Origin of the sequence: Prochlorococcus marinus str. MIT 9401 (assembly GCF_000760095.1) — a bacterium.
GTDB classification, from domain to species: Bacteria; Cyanobacteriota; Cyanobacteriia; order PCC-6307; family Cyanobiaceae; genus Prochlorococcus_A; species Prochlorococcus_A marinus_I.
In genome coordinates, this window is sequence record NZ_JNAR01000016.1 from 185,048 (window position 1) to 201,293 (window position 16,246).

Sequence of the window (16,246 nt, forward strand, 5' to 3'; positions counted from 1 at the left end):
ATGAAAATCAGTCTCAATACTATAAATGGATTTTCAGTACAGATTTTCTGAACTGCTATTAACTAATAAAATATATAACAGTAAAAAAAAGAAATGTAAAAAGAAAAAATGCTCTAATTGGAAGGGGGGCAAGTGTAATTGCCTATAAAAAAAATCTATATATATTCCTTATATGCTCCAGGATATAAAAAATAATAACTATTTGTATTAATAGAAAGAGAACATTTATCTCCATTATTAAGGAGATTATTAATATCAGTTCTAACCCTTAATATGTTTCCATTAATAGATACTTTATATATAAGAAATTCTCCAAGAAATTCTTTAGATATAACAATCGCATTACCAGATTCTGATCTTTTAATTGAAATAAATTTAGGCGAAATTGACATACTTTTGATACCTTTATTTTTCAAATACTCTGAACAATTTATTTCACCTAAACAAGAAATATATGAATTTCCATTTTTTTTAAGATTAATAATATTATTGCCCAAAATAAAACTACTAACAAATATGGTTTTGGGATTATTTAGAAGGTTAATTGGCGTATCAATTTGATGTATTTTCCCATCATTCATAATGGCAACCTTATCGCAAATTGACATTGCTTCTTCCGGATCATGAGTAACCATCAATCCGCTTGCATTACAACCTTTTAGGATATTAGGGAGTTCACCTCTCAATTTTAGTTTGACATGCATATCAAGACTACAAAAAGGTTCATCTAATAAAATAAAATTTGTACCTGGAGCAAGTGCTCTTGCAATTGCGAGTCTTTGTTTTTGGCCTCCAGATAATTCATGTGGGTACCTTTCAACAAAACTATCAAGACCAACAACATTCAATAAATAATCAACTCTAGATCTGTTTTTTTTGTTTTTCAAACCAAAAATTACATTTTCCAAAACAGTTAAGTGAGGGAAAAGTGCATAGTCTTGAAAAACCATACCAATATTTCTTTTCTCAGGACTAAGAATTTTTTTACTACTCGAAATTTCCTTATCATTTAGAGTAATCCTGCCTTTAGAGGGATATTCGAACCCCGCAATTAATCTTAAAAGTGTAGTTTTTCCGCAACCAGAAGGACCAAGCAACCCTAACAATTCGCCATTTTCAATTTTCAAGTTAATTTCGTTTAATATCCAATTTGAACATTCTCGCTTATCATATTTATGATACAAATCATCAATTATTAACGCATCATTTTTCACTAAGTTCTTCTCATTCAAATATATTAAGTTAGCAGAAAATATTCACCTAAAATATCCTATGTATAATTTTATACACCATGTAATTTTCAAATTTAATGAGAAAGTCTGAAAGAGCTGAAATAATCCTCAAGGAACTCAAAAAGCTATATCCATCGCCTCCAATACCCCTTGATCATACAAATGCATATACACTTCTAGTCGCCGTAGTTTTAAGTGCCCAATCAACAGATAAGAAAGTTAATGAATTAACAAAAAGCTTATTTAAAGTTGCAGATAACCCAGAAAAGATGATGCAGTTGGGTATTAATGGCATTTACGAATACATAAAATTTTTAGGTCTATCTAATCAAAAATCAAAAAACATCTATAACTTATCTAAATTGTTGATTGAAAAGCATAATGGTACGGTCCCAGATTCTTTTGAGAAGCTTGAATCTCTTCCAGGCGTAGGTCATAAAACAGCATCAGTTGTAATGTCTCAAGTGTTTAAAATACCCTCATTTCCAGTAGATACTCACATACACAGGTTGGCGCAAAGATGGGGACTATCAAATGGCGATAGCGTAGTTCAAACAGAAAAAGACCTAAAAAAAATATTTCCTGTTAATGATTGGAATACCTTACATTTGCAAATAATCTTTTATGGAAGAGAATTCTGTACAGCAAGAGGTTGTGATGGAACAAAATGTTATTTATGTCGCACTCTTTATCCCAAAAGAAAAAAGAAATTTATATGTAAAAAGCCTTAAGAAATTTATATAATAATTAAATTAGTTTTTTAATCATGAAAATAGCAATTACTGGTGCCTCGGGGAAAACAGGTTATAGAATTTCCGAAGAAGCAGTTAAGAAAGGATATAAAGTAAGGCAAATCATCAGAAAGAATTCAAAAGTACCAGCAGGACTAGAGCGTTTAGAAACAATTAGGATTTCATTAGACAAAAAAGGAGAACTTGATGAAGCTTTAAAAGATATTGATGCTTTGATAATCGCGACTGGAGCGAGGGCATCATTAGATTTAACTGGTCCTGCAAAGGTTGATGCATTAGGTGTATACAGGCAATTAGAGAGTTGCAAAAGAGTTGGTATTAAAAGAGTTATTTTAGTTAGTTCCCTTTGTACTGGTAAATTATTTCACCCATTAAACTTATTTGGTTTAATTCTTATTTGGAAGAAATTAGGTGAAAACTTTCTACGCAATTCAAACTTTGAATGGACTATTATTAGACCTGGAGGATTAAAGGAAAATGAAGATATTAAATCTGAAAATATAAATTACTCAAAAGAGGATACTCAAATTAATGGATCAATCCCAAGAAGATTAGTTGCCCAATGTTGTATAGATTCTCTAAAAAACAAAGAATCCATTAATAAATTAATAGAAGTTACAAGTTCGAATGATAATAAAAAGATTTCTTTTAAAAAAGCTATGCAAATGATTTAAAAGATGTAAATATATAAACTAAAACTATGAAAATAAATCCCAAAATTGATGCATTACAATTAATGCTTACTGATTTAAGAACTAGAAATGAGCCAATAAGACATAAAGCTGCATTTAAAGGTTGTCAACCCGAATTTCAAAGTCTTGTATCAAGATTAATAAAGCAGTTAGAGGACGAATTAGTTGCTGAAAAGCTTACTAATCGTGATAGTTAAAAAATTTAGATTACTTAAATGAAATTAAGTTATCCAATTTTGCTTGTTCTGAAAGTTCATCATATCCTCCAAAAAATTTATTATCCAAAAATATTTGAGGGAAAGTATTATGGCTACTTTGAGCCATAATTTTTTGAAAGCTTTCATCATTGTCTATTAGAGTAACTTCATGAGGGATAGATAAAGAATTAAGCAACCTAATTGCTCTTTTAGACCAAGGACAATCCGCTAAAATATATGCTTTTACGCGTGATTCATTAGTGATTAAATCATGATTTGAGATATTAATAATTTTCTGTTCAAAAGAAAGTAATAATATATCAGTACCTTTTTTTACAATACATCCCTCCTCAAGATGCCCGCCAAACACATTACATCCCTCATCTGCAAAACTCAAATGTAAATGAACATCTCCTTTATTAAAATGTCCGTTTAAAGAAACTATCTCTAGATTTCCTTCAAATTTATTTATCTCTTGATTACCTGGGCATTGAATACAAACTTTTCTAAGATTACCAACCACTCCAGAAACATAGCCGTATAAATTATTCGATAAAGAATATTCTTTAATTGAATTTATCAAATCAGATTCTGGAGATAGCTTTAGGCTATGAGGCTGCATTAGAAATTAAGGAATAATTTTGTAATATAAAACATCATCATTCATAAAGAGAAGTTGAGTTTATAATCTTTAGGATTCAGATTTAAATTTATATTTTAGAATCTAACATCAAAAACAATATAATATTTCTACTAAAAATTTAAGCTTGTTGAGAGTGTAAGATATTTTTTATATACAAAAACTAATTTGTTATTAAGAAAAAATCTTAAAAATATGGGATTGAATATTCCTAATTTATTATCGATATCTCGCCTTTTCCTTGTATTTCCATTAATACTTTTTTTAGAAATTAACAGACCTTTTTATGTCTTTGTATTGATTATTATTGGAGGTTTAACTGATTATTTTGACGGGTTAATTGCAAGGAAATTTAATCTTAAAACCAGATTAGGTGCAATCCTTGATCCCTTAAGCGATAAAGTATTCTATTTAATTCCTTTGACCTTCCTTTGTAAAAATAATTTTATACCCTTCTGGTCTTTGTCATTAATTTTATTTAGAGAATTAATCATCTCTAGCCTAAGGAACTCGACAAGAGACGGTTTACCAGCATCAATGTTAGGAAAATATAAAACATTTTTCTTTTTTATTTCAGTAATTACCTTCTTTACACCATTAAAAATTGGCTTATTAAATAATTTGGCTTTGATTTTTTATTGGTTAGGATTCTTACTGACTTTTATGACTTTATTAGGCTATTTAAGAATTAAAAAGAATATTGTCTGAATTTTCATCAAACTCCTCACTATTTTTATTATTAAAATCATTCTCAAAACTATCCTTTAGACCATTAAGCAAATCAAAAGATGGCGCCCACTCTAAATCACGTTTTATCTTAGAGATATCAGTCTGATAATGATTTAATCTAATTGGAAATCCCTTTCGAGACTTAGGATCTAATTTTTGATAATCAAATGTTCTTAAAGAAATTTCATTTTGGTTTAATCCAAGAACATTCGCACAGAAATAAATTAAACCCTTGATTGTTACTCCTTTTTCACCTGAACAATTATAAATATTATTTTTGGAATTTTCAAAATTTATGCACCTAATCATTACATCAGTTAGATCCGAAACATGGCCTAGCTGAGTAATTAAAGAACCGTCACCAGGGATTGGTATAGATTTTTTAGTAAATAACCTTTCAAAAAACCAATTTTCAATTTTATTATAATTTCCTGGTCCATAAATATAAGTAGGTCTAAAACTTGTAAAAGGAATTTTTTGGTTTTTTAACCAACTTTCTGTCTCAAACTTTCCTTTATGCCTACTTTCTGGATCAATTGGATCAACTTCGGATAAGGGTAGTTCACAATTATCTTTATAAACACCTGCAGAGCTTACATATATATATCTCTGGAAAGAGTGATCTAAATTTTCTATAAGAAGTTTGGTTTGTTCTAACTCTCGTCCAGAAATATCAAAAACAACATCATACTTTTCATTTCTTAACTTGATGATATCTTCTGAATTATTTCTATCCCCCTTAATTAAATTTGTTTTTTCAGGATTACTTTTATTACCTCTCGTGAAAATATCAATATCATAATTTTGACTTAATAACTTTCCAACCAAAGACTTGCCAACAAATCTAGTGCCACCCATTACAAGAATTTTCATATTCAAAAAATATTTAACTGAAGTAGTAATCTTAAATAGAATTACATATTGAATAGTACTACTAATAAGTAATTAATGAAAAGGATGATTCTATGGACCTAATACCAGCAATTGATTTAATGAATGGTAAGTGTGTAAGGCTTTTTAAAGGAGACTTTAATAGAAGAAAAGACTTCACAAAAGAGCCTCATGAGCAAGCTAAATTTTGGGAAAGCGAAGGAGCAAAATATATACATATAGTTGATTTGGATGCTGCAAAAACTGGATCCCCAACAAACGATAAATCAATAAAAAAGATTGCAAAAACAGTTAACATACCTATTCAAATAGGTGGGGGGATAAGGTCTCAAGAAAGGATAGAACAATTATTTTCTTATGGTATTGAGAAAGTTATCATGGGAACCTCTGCAATAGAAAATAAAGAACTAGTTAAAGACTTATCAAATAAATTTCCTGGAAGGATAATTATTGGGATAGATGCAAAAGATGGAAAAGTTAGTACAAGGGGTTGGCTTGAGCAATCTAATATTTTTGCCACAGATCTAGTAAAGGAGTTTTCATCATTTAAAATTGCTAGTTTTATTGTTACAGATATAAATACAGATGGTACTTTAGAAGGGACAAATGAAGAATTCATAAAAAGCATACTTGAAATTACAGATATTCCAGTAATAGCCTCAGGAGGTGTTGGTTCAATTTCTGATTTATTATCATTAGTAAAATTTGAAAATTCTGGACTCTTTGGAGTAATTGTAGGTAAAGCTCTATATGAAAATAAATTCACAATAAACGAAGCGAATAATGTATTGTCATCAGAGAGATTAAATGATTTTGATCTAAACAGAAATTACTACGCTTAAAAGAGTATAAAAATTGATTAAAGGCTGGTGTTTGCAGTAATTGTTAGTTAATTTTGTATAAGAGATAAGAAATCTAGTCTTGGAATTAATTTCAAAAAAATCGATATTGATTATTGCTCCAAGCTTAATAGCAGAATCTTTGTCACTTAAGTTAACATCACTAGACCGAAGTTTAGATATTAATTTTAATAATGGAAAAGGTGATAAAACTCCCGATTTAGTTATATGGAATGTTCTTAATTTCCAATCAGAAGATCTTATAAGACTAGAATTATTAAAATTAAGAGAAAGATATGATGAGTCAAAGTTCCTTATAATTCTCTCTGGCGAACTTGTTTATGAAGCAAACACCACTCCATCATTAAATGCTGAAGGTTTTCTTTTAAATCCAAGTGCAGAAAAAGTTCTTGAATCTATTGATACCATTTTTAATGGAGGAAGGGTATTTGATATTGAAAATAATTCCCGAGTTCAATTAAACAAAAACAAGCCTCTCTCTTTTAGTCAAAAAATTCTAACTTCAGGTCTTAAACAAATAGATTCTGAAATCAATTATATATTCAAATATGTTAACTCTGATTCAACACCAGAATTTTATAAATTCATATTAAAAGGAAGATTAAGAGAACTTATTACTGCAAAATCTTTTCTAATTTTCTTATGGGGTAATTCACTAGAACTTTATACAGAGGCATTTTACACCGAAAATAAAATTAATCTTGAAAACAAGAACACTGTATTCATTAAAGATAAAAACACTACAGAAATATGGAATATAATATTAGATAGACTAAAAGAAAGGTATAGCGCAACTAACTTACAGGTTGAATTTAATAATTCATCAATAATTCTCTCTGGGATAAAGAAAGAATTTATTTCACGATTAATTTGCAAAATGTTAGATGAGTTAGATAATTTAGTAAAAAATATTAAAGAAAACTATAAGGAGAAAAATTTTAAAGATGATTTAAATTCTCTTATAAAAGAACTTAAAGTTAATACAATTTCAAATATCACAGACAGCTATTTTCGATTAAAAAAAGGAAGCGAATCTATCTCAATAAATGATTTTATATATAGTGAGGTAAGTTGCGAAGAGATAGATAGAGAATCACATGAATCAATAATGTTTATTGAGCCAATCATTAAAAATGAAGCTCTTGAATATGATGGGAAATTACTTCCTCTATATGAAACAGAATCATTTTTGATTCTTGAAAATATAATTTCAAATTGGACAATAAGGAACTGTAATTTGTTAGCTTCAGAAATCTTTAATATTTGTTCTTCTTGGCCTGAATTAAGAACTGTACTTATAAATCCCGAATTACAATCGACAAGAAGTTTTGAAAGATTTAGAAATAATATTAATAACTACAATCGCTGGCATGACTATATTTATATGCCTATCTATTTGTATGAGAGTAAACGAGAATATATTGATATTATCGATAAAAAATTTACCCGTTACTTTAAAAATGAAAATAGGGAGAAAGAATTAGAGAATCTAGAATGGCTACAAAAACAAGTTACATTGTTAGTGGAGATAAGAGATGCCGTAGCACCGCAGTTAGAAGTTGCGGTAAAATATATCGGTAATCTCTTCGTAACTTTCCTTACAAAGGTTGTTGGCAAAGCTATCGGTTTAGTGGGGAAAGGAATCCTGCAAGGATTAGGAAGATCAAATTCAAAGTAAGTTTTTAAACTTTAATGAAAATAATTCAATGGATCCTAATAGCATTAATTTTCTTAAGTCCATATCAAGCAAATGCCTCTAGAGATTCTGATAGTTACGATGGCAACATCTTTCCTATATACGCAGGTAATGGAGCTATAGTTCCTCCCCAGACAACTCTTCAGGAATCATTAAAAAATAATAGAGTCGCAGTTTTATTTTTTTATCTTGATGATAGTTCTGATAGTAAAGCTATGGCTCCAATAATATCTGGTTTAGATTTGATTTGGAGAAATAATATAGATATCATTGCTCTAACTACTGATGAATTGCAGGGTAAAGAAAAGTCTGATCTACCAAATGAACCTAATTATTATTGGAACGGATTAATTCCACAAACGATTATTATAAACAGTGATGGTGAAGTTAAATATGATCAAAATGGAATGATTAATATCGATGAATTAAATAAAGTTATAGGAGAACTAAAAGGAATTAATCTAGAAGATACAGAATTCTCTGTTGAAAGTTTTAATGAATACAACAGCATCATTTCTGAAAAAAAAAATAAAAAGAAAAATTAACTAAAAAAATGATATTAATAAATGTCCTATTACTCCTTTTGATTTTTTTAGTTTTTTCAGATTTATATATTAAAAACTCACCCAAATCAAAGTTAAATCTGGTACCTATAAATTACAAAGTTAAAAAAAAGGATGGTTTAAACGAATTAATTATTGATTTAAAAATAACTAATAAAAGTAAAACCAAAGAGACGATGGTATCTAATATAAATTTTGAATTAGATTTTTTTAAAAATAAAGGTAACGAATATTCCCAAAATTTTAATTATCAAGAAGATATTTATATATATGAAAATAATAAAATTAAGAATTTAAATAATTACTGGCCAACAACAATTATCAAGTCAAATTCAGAATTATTTGTAAGAATCATATATAAATTTAGCAATAATAATTTTAGAAAAAAAATAAAATATCTATGGTTAAAAGTATTTTGGGAGAACTATGGACATTTCGGTATTTCAAATAATAAGGATTGTTTTTTAATTAATTTAGATGGCCAAAAACAAAAACCGAAAGAAGTTTTTGAAATTACTTTAAATAATAAATACAAAGCTTTTGCTATTAAAACTGATTTACTTGGTTGCTTTGATAATCCAGTTAATACAGTGATTGAATACTGCAAAGGAATTGTAGAAAAAAATGATATTTTAACAATCGGTGAGAGTCCGCTAGCGATTATGCAAAATAGATATATTTCTCCTCAAAATCTAAAATATAGTTTATTTTCGAAAGCTTTATGTTATTTTTTTCACCCTACAAGTAGTCTCGCAACTGCTTGCGGCATGCAACTATTAATCAATAGAATAGGAGTCACAAGAATAACCTTTTCACTATTAGTTGGATTTCTCTTCAAATTAGTTGGTATTAAGGGTTTGTTTTATAGGTTAACTGGTTCAGAATCATCTCTCATTGATGATATAAGCGGTACAGTTACACCCTACGACAAGAGTATAGTTATGGGTCCTATCAATGCAGATTTATTTTGTAGGGAGGTCTCTAACCATCTGAATATAAATGTTGCTGTAGTAGATGTTAATGATCTTGGAGGTGTTAAAGTCTTAGCTAGTTCAAATAAATCAGTAAATAAAATACTCAAAAGAAACTTAATATCTAATCCAGCTGGCAATGGAGATGAAAAAACCCCTATAGTATTAATAAGAGAAAAAAAGTAAATGAAAAAAGATACCTCTTATTCTTTTCGATCTAAAAAAGGAATGGAAGTAACTTTTGAAGAACTCCATATAAGACACATTAACCTTTTAATAGATATTAAAAATAAGGAATTGAATAATTGGTTTTTAAAGATGGCAATTATAAATACCTTTGATGATTTAAAAATTTTTTTAAATAACCTTAAGAAAAATAAAAATAAATGCATAATTGCTATATTTGGAAACGAAATTATTGGTTATTTGAATATTTTTCCATTAAACAAAAAAGAGACTTGCTTAAAAATATCTAAGCCAAAGTTGATTAACAACAAGTGTTCTTTAACAGATAAACAATTAACTTTAGGATTGATAAAAAAATCTATCTCAATAAAAGACATCAAAACTTCTAGTTGGATAATTAACGCTGATATAAATAATTTTGACCTCATATCAACCTCCAGAGAATTAGGCTTTCAACCGTTAGGAGAGATAATCCTTTGGGATGGTTCTGATCTAAATAGATCTATAAAGCAAGATCCCAATGCTTATGCATTAATTAATGAATTCCAAAATATTAATAAACAAAATATATTAAAAATAGTGAATTTCATAAGATCAAATCAATCCCCCTTAATAAGAAATATTTTAAATTTTGATCAAGACGACATTCTTAAAAGAAATAACTCTAAAAGTGGTGCCTTAATATATGAAGATTCAGTTTTATGTACCATTTTAAAAGATATAAATTATCAAAACGAAGAAATTTACACTTTAACTATAAGTAGATATTGGGATAAGAGGTTCAATTCTATCTTAAAAGAATTTATAAAAAGATTTTTTGAAAATTCACCTATTTCATATCTAAAAACCTACAAAGAAAATTCTCAATTAAATCTTTTTCTCGAGGAGTGTAATCTCAAAGAAAAAAATCAAAAAGTAATTCTTATCAGAAACACAATAGTTAAGAATGAAGCCAAACAAGTAAATATAATAAACCAATCTTTGGAATCAATCTTTGAAAAATTAAGCCCACAAGGTAACCCATATCCGTCTCCATTTCCATTAAAAACAAAGTGAAATTTTGCAAACCCAAACCCAAGTCAATTTTGAGTTTGGATGTAGGCACCAAAAGAATAGGTTTAGCTTATTGTGATCCCCTATGTATAACATCAAATATACTTCCAGCAGTAAAACGGTTTGAAAATAATCTAGAGATTAAAATAATTAGGGAATATATAAATGAATATAATTTGACTGGGTTTATTGTGGGTATTCCACTAGATGAGAGAGGTCAAATGACCACTCAAGCTATTGACTGTAAAAATTACGGTCAATTACTTTCAAATGAATTAAAATTGCCTTTTTCTTTTGTCAACGAACATAGTTCAACTTGGGAATCTTCGAATAGATTTGGAATAAAAAAAGATAAATCCGGATTAATTGATAGTTTTTCAGCAAAAATAATACTTGAACAATGGATCGAAGAAGGTCCTGAATTAGAAGAATTAACTGGTAAACGTCAGATAAAATATTAGTATTAAGGAGGATAGATAATTTTTAAATGAAAGAAACCAACTCAAGTGATAATTATGATGCACAGACACTAATATTAAACGATTCAAATGGAAACGAGCTATTTTGTTATCTTGAACAATTAGTAAATGTTAGAGGAATAGAATATGCTTTATTAACACCAGTTGATACTCCAGTAAGTCTTTTCAAAATAAATGAAAAAGATGAACCTGAATTAATTGAGAAAATAGATAAAAATGAACAACTACTAAAAAATGCTGAAGCCGTTCTTCAAGAACATGATTTAAGACTCATCAGATCAGCAGTTACTCTTACGGTGTCAGGAGAACTTGAAGAACCAATTTACGATGAACTAGAAGAAGATTATGTCGATGATGATAGTGAGAGTTATGAATTGCTTGTTAACTTTAATCTTTTTGACCAAGAATATGGCTTATATATTCCACTAGATCCTTTTTTTATTGTTGGTAGATTAAAAGACAAAGGTGCCTTATTAGTTGAAGATGATGAATTTGATAAAATTCAACCTTTGATCGAAACTGAGCTTGAGAAAAGTAGTTCTTAAATTAAATGAAATCTATCCTAAAAGTAAATTGGGATTCAAACTTACCAATATATAAGATTTCGCAATATGAGTTGCAAAAAAAAGGGATTCATTCATTATTACTTGACGTGGATGGGACTCTAGTAAATAGAAAATCAAATATGATCCCAAAAGCTGTAAAAAATTGGATCATAGAATCAAAAAAACTTTTCTCCTTATATCTAATAAGTAATAATCCATCGAAAAAAAGAATCTCAAAAATAGCGAAAGAATTAAATTTAAGGTATAAATGCAATGCATCAAAACCAAGTAAAAAAGCAACTTTATGTGCTATCAAAGAAATTGGCAGTGAGCCAAAAAATATAGCTATTATTGGCGACAGAATTTTTACAGATATTATTGTTGGTAATAGATGTAATATAAAAACAATATTAGTTAAGCGATTGAGTAAAGATGGCTTGCCTATAAAATTTAATTTAACTTTGACAATAGAAAAATTAATTTCTCACTTTATAAAATGAAAACTTGGGTTATAAAAATTGGTACTAGTATTTTAAGAGGAACAGAGGAAACATCTACAGAAGAAGTTATTGAAACCCTTTCAAGATCCTTTAAAAATTTCCTCTTTAAAGGAAACAAATTAATTTTAGTAACGAGTGGAGCAGTTGGATTAGGTTGCCAAAAATTAAATATTAAAACTAGACCAAATGATTTAAGTACCCTTCAAGCTACGGCGGCAGTAGGTCAAGTTAATTTAATGTCCTTGTACGAAAAGGTATTTAATAAATTAGGTCATAATATAGCTCAAATTTTGATAACTAAAGCTGATTTCAATTCACGAGAATCCTTTAATAACGCCTCTAAAACTTTAAAAAAATTAATCGATTTGAATGTTATCCCGATAGTAAATGAAAATGATACTGTTGCAAATGAAGAGCTTAAATATGGAGATAACGATACTCTCTCCGCTTTAGTTGCATTAGCTATAAATGCTAACAAGCTTATTTTATTGACTGATATTGAAAATCTATACTCAAAAGATCCACGTAATAATAAAGATGCGAAACCCATTAAAGAAGTGCATAATATTGAATTAAAAGAAATTAAAGATAAAAATATGCAAAACTCAAATAATGAGTGGGGAACGGGAGGGATTTCTACAAAATTAATTTCTGCGGAAATAGCAACAAAAGGAGGAGTTGAAGTCCAACTAGTTGATGGAACTAATAAAAAAAACTTAATTGAAATTTTTAATGATAATAAAATCGGAACTTTATTTTATCCAGTAGCAAAACCTATAGGAAACAAAAAAAGTTGGCTTTCACATGCTATTCAAACAGTAGGGAAAATCACTTTAGATGATGGAGCTTCATATGCAATTAAAAAAAAAGGTGCATCACTTTTAGCAGTTGGTGTTAAGAATGTAGAAGGAAACTTTACGGTTAATCAGGCAGTCAAAATCGTAAATACAAATGATAAAGAAGTTGCAAAAGGTTTAGTATCAATAAGTAGCGACAAATTAAGAAGTATCTTAAATAATAAACAAAAAATCAACTCTTCGATAATTGTCGTACACAGAGATGTTCTTGCTCTCTCTTAGAAAAAATTAAAACTGAAAAATGCTTTTAAGTGATTTAGTTGATCTAATAAAAAAAGGAAATTCAAATTTTATTGGTGCCAATATTTTTGACGATTTAAATATAAATAATGCTGCCTCATTAGATACTGCAGTAAATAATCAAATTTCTTTTTTAGAAGAAAATAATGTCCTTAAAGAAAAATTAGATCAAACTAAAGCAACAGCAATAATAACTACTAACAATGATGAAATCGTTAGTGCCCTAAAAAAACGAAACATATCAAACATAATTGTTAAAAATCCAAGAATTGCATTTGCAGAAGTATTGAATTGTTTATATAAAACTATCAATTACAAACCAGGAATTCACGCTTCAGCCGTTATAGATAAAACAGCAATAATTGGATCAGATTGCCATATTGGACCTAATGTCTATATTGGAGAAAATACCGTAATTGGAGACAATAATCATATTCTTCCTGGATCATCAATTTTAGGCAATGTTCAAATAGGAAATAATAATATAATCCATCCAAATTGTGTTATTTACGAAAATACCACTCTAAAAAATAATTGTGTAATTAATTCAAATTCTGTTATCGGATCAGAGGGATTTGGTTTTATTCCTGAAAATGGCAAATGGGTAAAGATGCCGCAAAAAGGTGGTGTAAAAATAATGAGTTTTGTAGAAATTGGAACTAATTGTTGTATTGATAGACCCGCAGTTGGATTTACTTTTATTGATGAGGGAACAAAGTTGGATAATTTAATACAAATAGGTCATGGCGTAAAAATTGGAAAGAATTGTGCATTTGCAGCACAAGTTGGTATCGCTGGAGGCGCAAATATTGGAGATGGCGTTATTTTGGCAGGGCAAGTAGGAGTTAATAATAGAGTAAAAGTTGGTAATAATGTCATTGCGAGTTCAAAATGCGGAATCCATTGTGACATAGAAGATGGCAAGGTAATAAGTGGTTTCCCCGCGATGGAAAATAAATCATGGCTAAGGAGTTCAAGTATTTTTAAAAAATTACCAGAATTAGCAAAAAAACTTAGACAATTAGACAAGCAATAATTTATTGTTCTATTAAACAAAAATTTAAATGAAGAAATATAAGATTGTTTTATTGTCAGGAGACGGAATTGGACCAGAAATTTCAGAAGTTTCAAAAAAAGTTTTAAAAAAGCTTTCAAAAAATCATAATTTCGATATTGAGATTATTGAGAAATTATTTGGAGGGATAGCGTATGAAAAATATGGTACTCCTGCTCCAGATGAGACACTAGATCAATGCAAAAATAGTGACGCAGTACTTTTAGCATGTGTTGGAGATATTAAATATGATTCTCTTGCAAGAGAATTAAGGCCAGAAAGTGGGTTACTAAAGTTAAGATCTGCCCTAAACCTTTTTGCAAATATCAGACCTGTCAAAATAAGAAAATCTCTATTAGATGCAAGTACATTAAAAAAAGAAATCGTTGAGCATGTAGATCTTATTGTTGTAAGAGAATTAATAGGAGGAATTTATTTTGGAAAACCAAGAGGACACATAACAAATACAAAAATCCCAAAAGCTTTCAATACGATGGTTTATGATTCGACTGAAATAGAAAGAATAACCGAAATAGCAATAAAAATTGCTAACCAAAGAAATCAAAAAATATGTTCTGTTGATAAATCAAACGTTCTTGAGGTTAGTCAATTGTGGAGAGATACAGTTTTAAATATAACCTCAAAAGATAAAAATATATCTCTAAGCAATATGTACGTTGATAATGCAGCAATGCAATTAGTTAGAGATCCTAGTCAATTTGATGTGATTTTAACTAGTAATTTATTTGGAGATATTTTAAGCGATTTAGCCGCAATGTTAACTGGTTCTATTGGTATGCTTCCATCTGCTTCTTTAAACAATAATGGTCCAGGCGTTTTTGAACCTGTACATGGTTCGGCTCCTGATATAGCTGGTAAAAACATAGCTAATCCTATTGCAATGCTTTTATCTGCTTCCATGATGTTAAAAATTGGATTAAATGAAGAAGAAGCTGCAGAAAATTTAGAAACTGCCATTGATAAAGTTTTATCAAAAGGATTTAGAACAGCAGATTTAGCTGATGGGTCTACTGAAGTTTTATCTTGCAGTGAAATCGGAGATAAAATAATGGATGAAATTTAAAAAAAAATTAATAAATAAAAAAATATTTTTAAGTAAAACATAAAGTTGGCATATGACCTGTCAGAATCATTAGATATTGTTTTTAAAAAATGTCAAAACGTCATCCAGTAGTTGCTGTAACAGGATCTTCAGGAGCAGGAACTAGTACAGTAAAAAGAGCCTTTGAGCATATTTTTGCCAGAGAAGATATTGTTCCCGCAGTTGTTGAAGGTGATAGTTACCACAGATTTGAAAGAATGCCTATGAAAAAAGCTATGGCAGACGCACTTTCAAAAGGTGAAAATTTCTCACATTTTGGTCCAGAGGCTAATCTTTTTGACAAGCTAGAAGAACTTTTTAAAATCTATGGTGAAACTGGAGGAGGAAAGAAAAGATATTATCTACATAGTCTTGAAGAAGCAGAAGAACATAATACAAGACTTGGGACATCCCTAGAACCTGGGCAATTTACTCCATGGGAAGATATTCCGGAGGGAACAGATGTACTTTTTTATGAAGGTTTGCATGGCGGGGTAGAAGGTGATGGATACAATGTTGCCTCTTATGCTGATCTACTTGTTGGAGTTGTTCCGATAACTAATTTAGAGTGGATTCAAAAAATCCATAGAGATAACGCAGAAAGAGGTTACTCAGCGGAAACCATTGTAGATACCATATTGAGAAGAATGCCTGATTATATAAATCATATATGCCCACAATTCAGCAAAACCGATATTAATTTCCAAAGAATTCCCACAATTGACACTTCTAATCCTTTCATATGCAGGAATATCCCAACCCCTGATGAGAGCTTTGTGATCATACATTTCAGAAAAGGGGCAAGAGAGAAATGGGGGATCGATTTTCAATACTTACTTGGAATGATTAATGATTCATTCATGTCAAGTCCAACAAGTATCGTTGTAAATGGAGGGAAAATGGGATTCGCAATGGAACTAATTCTCACTCCAATAATTCATAAAATGATTGAGGAGAAAAATAAATAATAATTAATTTTCGATTATCAACTTAAATCATTATTTTTT

19 protein-coding genes are annotated in these 16,246 nt (G+C 29.2%); 16 read left to right on the forward strand and 3 right to left on the reverse strand.

Annotated elements, in window-relative coordinates; genetic code table 11:
- Window positions 1-155: 155 nt before the first annotated feature.
- Complete coding sequence (locus EV01_RS02345) at window positions 156-1,214, reverse strand: ABC transporter ATP-binding protein (protein WP_032517008.1); 1,059 nt, start codon at window positions 1,212-1,214, stop codon at window positions 156-158.
- Between the two features lie 95 nt (window positions 1,215-1,309).
- Between EV01_RS02345 and nth the strand changes: the two genes are divergently transcribed.
- The 3 genes from nth to EV01_RS02330 are packed head-to-tail and all read left to right on the forward strand — an operon-like array spanning window position 1,310 to window position 2,873.
- Window positions 1,310-1,963 (forward strand): endonuclease III, encoded by a 654-nt coding sequence (gene nth, locus EV01_RS02340; RefSeq protein WP_032517007.1) that lies wholly within the window; start codon window positions 1,310-1,312, stop codon window positions 1,961-1,963.
- 35 nt (window positions 1,964-1,998) lie between these two features.
- A complete protein-coding gene (locus EV01_RS02335; RefSeq protein WP_032517006.1) occupies window positions 1,999-2,658 on the forward strand; it encodes an SDR family oxidoreductase in 660 nt (219 codons plus the stop codon).
- Between the two features lie 26 nt (window positions 2,659-2,684).
- On the forward strand, window positions 2,685-2,873 hold the full coding sequence (locus EV01_RS02330) for a hypothetical protein (protein WP_002805798.1): 189 nt from the start codon (window positions 2,685-2,687) through the stop codon (window positions 2,871-2,873).
- Between the two features lie 10 nt (window positions 2,874-2,883).
- Here EV01_RS02330 and EV01_RS02325 read toward each other — a convergent pair whose 3' ends face one another.
- The gene (locus EV01_RS02325) at window positions 2,884-3,495 is read right to left on the reverse strand and encodes a PCC domain-containing protein (RefSeq protein WP_032517005.1); all 612 of its coding nucleotides are present in this window, start codon (window positions 3,493-3,495) and stop codon (window positions 2,884-2,886) included.
- A 186-nt stretch (window positions 3,496-3,681) separates the two neighbouring features.
- Here EV01_RS02325 and pgsA point away from each other — a divergent pair, with 186 nt between their 5' ends.
- Window positions 3,682-4,221: a CDP-diacylglycerol--glycerol-3-phosphate 3-phosphatidyltransferase gene (gene pgsA, locus EV01_RS02320; RefSeq protein WP_080725751.1), complete on the forward strand. Its 540-nt coding sequence runs from the start codon at window positions 3,682-3,684 to the stop codon at window positions 4,219-4,221.
- On the opposite strand, the gene EV01_RS02315 is transcribed toward pgsA, so the two are convergent.
- Window positions 4,195-5,115 (reverse strand): NAD-dependent epimerase/dehydratase family protein, encoded by a 921-nt coding sequence (locus EV01_RS02315; RefSeq protein WP_032517003.1) that lies wholly within the window; start codon window positions 5,113-5,115, stop codon window positions 4,195-4,197. The genes pgsA and EV01_RS02315 overlap by 27 nt on opposite strands.
- A gap of 92 nt (window positions 5,116-5,207) precedes the next feature.
- On the opposite strand from EV01_RS02315, the gene hisA reads away from it, so the two are divergent.
- The 12 genes from hisA (at window position 5,208) to EV01_RS02255 (ending at window position 16,207) form a co-directional block, all read left to right on the forward strand.
- On the forward strand, window positions 5,208-5,975 hold the full coding sequence (hisA, locus tag EV01_RS02310) for a 1-(5-phosphoribosyl)-5-[(5-phosphoribosylamino)methylideneamino]imidazole-4-carboxamide isomerase (protein ID WP_032517002.1): 768 nt from the start codon (window positions 5,208-5,210) through the stop codon (window positions 5,973-5,975).
- Window positions 5,976-6,054: 79 nt separating this feature from the next.
- The gene (locus tag EV01_RS02305) at window positions 6,055-7,671 is read left to right on the forward strand and encodes a DUF3685 domain-containing protein (protein WP_032518591.1); all 1,617 of its coding nucleotides are present in this window, start codon (window positions 6,055-6,057) and stop codon (window positions 7,669-7,671) included.
- 14 nt (window positions 7,672-7,685) lie between these two features.
- Window positions 7,686-8,234, forward strand: coding sequence for a thylakoid membrane photosystem I accumulation factor (locus tag EV01_RS02300; protein ID WP_032517000.1), 549 nt, complete (start codon window positions 7,686-7,688; stop codon window positions 8,232-8,234).
- Window positions 8,235-8,242: 8 nt separating this feature from the next.
- Window positions 8,243-9,409 carry a hypothetical protein gene (locus EV01_RS02295; RefSeq protein WP_032516999.1) on the forward strand — a complete coding sequence of 389 codons (1,167 nt, stop codon included), beginning with the start codon at window positions 8,243-8,245 and terminating at the stop codon, window positions 9,407-9,409.
- Entirely contained in the window at window positions 9,410-10,465 is a 1,056-nt protein-coding gene (locus tag EV01_RS02290; RefSeq protein WP_032518592.1) for a hypothetical protein, read from the forward strand.
- Window positions 10,462-10,923, forward strand: a complete 462-nt coding sequence (gene ruvX, locus EV01_RS02285; RefSeq protein ID WP_032516997.1) for a Holliday junction resolvase RuvX — start codon at window positions 10,462-10,464, stop codon at window positions 10,921-10,923. Before EV01_RS02290 ends, ruvX begins: the two co-directional genes overlap by 4 nt.
- A 26-nt stretch (window positions 10,924-10,949) precedes the next feature.
- Window positions 10,950-11,486, forward strand: coding sequence for a DUF3727 domain-containing protein (locus EV01_RS02280; RefSeq protein ID WP_032516996.1), 537 nt, complete (start codon window positions 10,950-10,952; stop codon window positions 11,484-11,486).
- Window positions 11,487-11,491: 5 nt separating this feature from the next.
- The gene (locus tag EV01_RS02275) at window positions 11,492-11,986 is read left to right on the forward strand and encodes a YqeG family HAD IIIA-type phosphatase (RefSeq protein WP_032516995.1); all 495 of its coding nucleotides are present in this window, start codon (window positions 11,492-11,494) and stop codon (window positions 11,984-11,986) included.
- Window positions 11,983-13,065, forward strand: a complete 1,083-nt coding sequence (gene proB / locus EV01_RS02270; protein WP_032516994.1) for a glutamate 5-kinase — start codon at window positions 11,983-11,985, stop codon at window positions 13,063-13,065. Before EV01_RS02275 ends, proB begins: the two co-directional genes overlap by 4 nt.
- 19 nt (window positions 13,066-13,084) lie before the next feature.
- Window positions 13,085-14,119 carry a UDP-3-O-(3-hydroxymyristoyl)glucosamine N-acyltransferase gene (gene lpxD, locus EV01_RS02265; protein ID WP_032516993.1) on the forward strand — a complete coding sequence of 345 codons (1,035 nt, stop codon included), beginning with the start codon at window positions 13,085-13,087 and terminating at the stop codon, window positions 14,117-14,119.
- Window positions 14,120-14,147: 28 nt separating this feature from the next.
- Window positions 14,148-15,221 (forward strand): 3-isopropylmalate dehydrogenase, encoded by a 1,074-nt coding sequence (gene leuB, locus EV01_RS02260; protein ID WP_032516992.1) that lies wholly within the window; start codon window positions 14,148-14,150, stop codon window positions 15,219-15,221.
- A gap of 89 nt (window positions 15,222-15,310) precedes the next feature.
- Window positions 15,311-16,207: a phosphoribulokinase gene (locus tag EV01_RS02255; RefSeq protein WP_025881193.1), complete on the forward strand. Its 897-nt coding sequence runs from the start codon at window positions 15,311-15,313 to the stop codon at window positions 16,205-16,207.
- Window positions 16,208-16,246: the final 39 nt, after the last annotated feature.

What these genes read in the sequence shown, in the direction of transcription:
- nth (WP_032517007.1), top strand. Translation starts at nt 1,310, where the DNA reads ATGAGAAAGTCTGAAAGAGCTGAAATAATCCTCAAGGAACTCAAAAAG.
- EV01_RS02335 (WP_032517006.1), top strand. Translation starts at nt 1,999, where the DNA reads ATGAAAATAGCAATTACTGGTGCCTCGGGGAAAACAGGTTATAGAATT.
- EV01_RS02330 (WP_002805798.1), top strand. Translation starts at nt 2,685, where the DNA reads ATGAAAATAAATCCCAAAATTGATGCATTACAATTAATGCTTACTGAT.
- EV01_RS02325 (WP_032517005.1), bottom strand. Translation starts at nt 3,495, where the DNA reads ATGCAGCCTCATAGCCTAAAGCTATCTCCAGAATCTGATTTGATAAAT.
- EV01_RS02315 (WP_032517003.1), bottom strand. Translation starts at nt 5,115, where the DNA reads ATGAAAATTCTTGTAATGGGTGGCACTAGATTTGTTGGCAAGTCTTTG.
- hisA (WP_032517002.1), top strand. Translation starts at nt 5,208, where the DNA reads ATGGACCTAATACCAGCAATTGATTTAATGAATGGTAAGTGTGTAAGG.
- EV01_RS02300 (WP_032517000.1), top strand. Translation starts at nt 7,686, where the DNA reads ATGAAAATAATTCAATGGATCCTAATAGCATTAATTTTCTTAAGTCCA.
- EV01_RS02295 (WP_032516999.1), top strand. Translation starts at nt 8,243, where the DNA reads ATGATATTAATAAATGTCCTATTACTCCTTTTGATTTTTTTAGTTTTT.
- EV01_RS02290 (WP_032518592.1), top strand. Translation starts at nt 9,410, where the DNA reads ATGAAAAAAGATACCTCTTATTCTTTTCGATCTAAAAAAGGAATGGAA.
- EV01_RS02280 (WP_032516996.1), top strand. Translation starts at nt 10,950, where the DNA reads ATGAAAGAAACCAACTCAAGTGATAATTATGATGCACAGACACTAATA.
- EV01_RS02275 (WP_032516995.1), top strand. Translation starts at nt 11,492, where the DNA reads ATGAAATCTATCCTAAAAGTAAATTGGGATTCAAACTTACCAATATAT.
- proB (WP_032516994.1), top strand. Translation starts at nt 11,983, where the DNA reads ATGAAAACTTGGGTTATAAAAATTGGTACTAGTATTTTAAGAGGAACA.
- lpxD (WP_032516993.1), top strand. Translation starts at nt 13,085, where the DNA reads ATGCTTTTAAGTGATTTAGTTGATCTAATAAAAAAAGGAAATTCAAAT.
- leuB (WP_032516992.1), top strand. Translation starts at nt 14,148, where the DNA reads ATGAAGAAATATAAGATTGTTTTATTGTCAGGAGACGGAATTGGACCA.
- EV01_RS02255 (WP_025881193.1), top strand. Translation starts at nt 15,311, where the DNA reads ATGTCAAAACGTCATCCAGTAGTTGCTGTAACAGGATCTTCAGGAGCA.